This window comes from Brooklawnia sp. (genome assembly GCF_049651565.1).
Lineage (GTDB): Bacteria > Actinomycetota > Actinomycetes > Propionibacteriales > Propionibacteriaceae > Brooklawnia.
In genome coordinates, this window is sequence record NZ_JBASCI010000228.1 from 1 (window position 1) to 1622 (window position 1622).

Sequence of the window (1622 nt, forward strand, 5' to 3'; positions counted from 1 at the left end):
CTGCCGCGGGAGGCGACCGCGGTCACGTAGGGGCCGTGGGACGCGGCGCCGCGTCCTGCCCAGACCAGGCCGCCCGCAGCGACCACGACGACGGCGGTGCCGGCGGCGACCAGGCTACTCGGCTTCATCACTCACTCCTCAGCGCGTCGATCGGGGCGAGCCTCGCCGCCCGGGACGCCGGGTACACCCCAGCCACCAGGCCGACGGTCAGCGAGACCCCCAGCGCGATCACGGTGGCACCCGGCGAGACCGCCACGTCGATCTCCAGGATCGGGGACAGGATGGCCGAACCGATCGAGCCGGTGAACACGCCGAGCGTGCCGCCGATCAACCCGACGATGCCGGCCTCGACCAGGAACTGGCGTCGGATGACCGCCGGGGTGGCGCCCAGTGCCTTGCGCAGGCCGATCTCGCGGACCCGTTCGCTGACCGAGACCAGCATGATGTTCATCACCCCGATGCCGCCAACCAGCAGCGAGATCCCGGCGATGCTGCTGAGCAACGTGGTGAGCACGGCGGTGGTGGTCTCGGCGGCGGTCATCAGGGCCTCGAAGGTGATGATCGTGAAGTCCTGGTCGGCAGCCGTGGTCTGGTGGTTAGCCACCAGCGCCCGGGTGATCTGCTGGTGCGCCGAGGAGATCGAGTCCTGGTTGCGGGCTGCCACGTAGATAGCCGACACCGCCCGGGTGTCGCTGGTGCTGGACAGCCGCTGCGCGAAGGTGGTCATCGGGATGACGACCTGGTCGTCGTCGTTGGTGATCGAGCTCGAACCGACGGCGGTCAGCACACCGACCACGGTGAACATCTGCGAGCCGATGGTGATGGTGTTGCCGACCGGTGGTTCGTCGGCGAACAGCTGGGCGGCGGTGGACGGGCCGAGGATCGCCACCTGCTGGGCGCCGGCCTCCTCGTCGGCGGTGAAGAACCGGCCGTCGATCAGCTCACGCGAGCGGACCAGCGGCCACTCGATGGTGCTGCCGGTGATGGTGGTTGTCCAGTCCGCGGTGCCGGCCCGCACCAGCGAGCGGGTGGACATGATCGGGGCGACGCCGGTGACATCCGGCGCGACCGCGGAGTCGGCGATCACGGCGGCGTCGTCCACGCTCAGCGTCGTCGCCGCGCTCGGTGAGTCGCTGCCCGAGCCGGGCACCACGATCAGCAGGTTGCTGCCCAACTTGTCGATCTCACGGTTGATCTCCCGCCGGGCGCCTTCGCCGAGCCCGACGGTCAGCATGACCGCCGCGATGCCGATCAGGATGCCCAGCAGCGTCAGCAGGGTGCGCATCCGGCGTCCGGCCAGCGCCTCAATCGCAGTGCGCAGAGTCTCAAGCCAGCCCACGTCGGGCCACCTCCCTGCCATCGTCCGGAGGGGCGGCGGTGTCCTCGCTGAGCAAGCCGTCGTCGATCCGGACGACCCGGCGTGCCTGCGCTGCGACGTCCGCCTCGTGGGTGATCAGGACGATCGTCCGGCCCGCCTGGTGCAATCGCTGGAACAGCGCGAGCACGTCGCGGGTGGAGACCGAGTCGAGGTTGCCGGTCGGCTCGTCGGCGAGGATCAGGGTGGGCTCGTTGACCAGCGCCCGGGCCACCGACACCCGCTGCTGCTGGCCGCCGGACAGCTC

At 70.5% G+C, this 1622-nt stretch carries 2 protein-coding genes; both read right to left on the minus strand.

Features of this window, described 5'->3' with window-relative positions; translation table 11 throughout:
• Positions 1-127: 127 nt before the first annotated feature.
• Positions 128-1339, minus strand: a complete 1212-nt coding sequence (locus WBL05_RS10795) for an ABC transporter permease (RefSeq protein WP_424225860.1) — start codon at positions 1337-1339, stop codon at positions 128-130.
• The coding region (locus tag WBL05_RS10800) for an ATP-binding cassette domain-containing protein (RefSeq protein WP_424225861.1) at positions 1326-1622 on the minus strand (297 nt) is incomplete at its 5' end. The genes WBL05_RS10795 and WBL05_RS10800, both read right to left, overlap by 14 nt.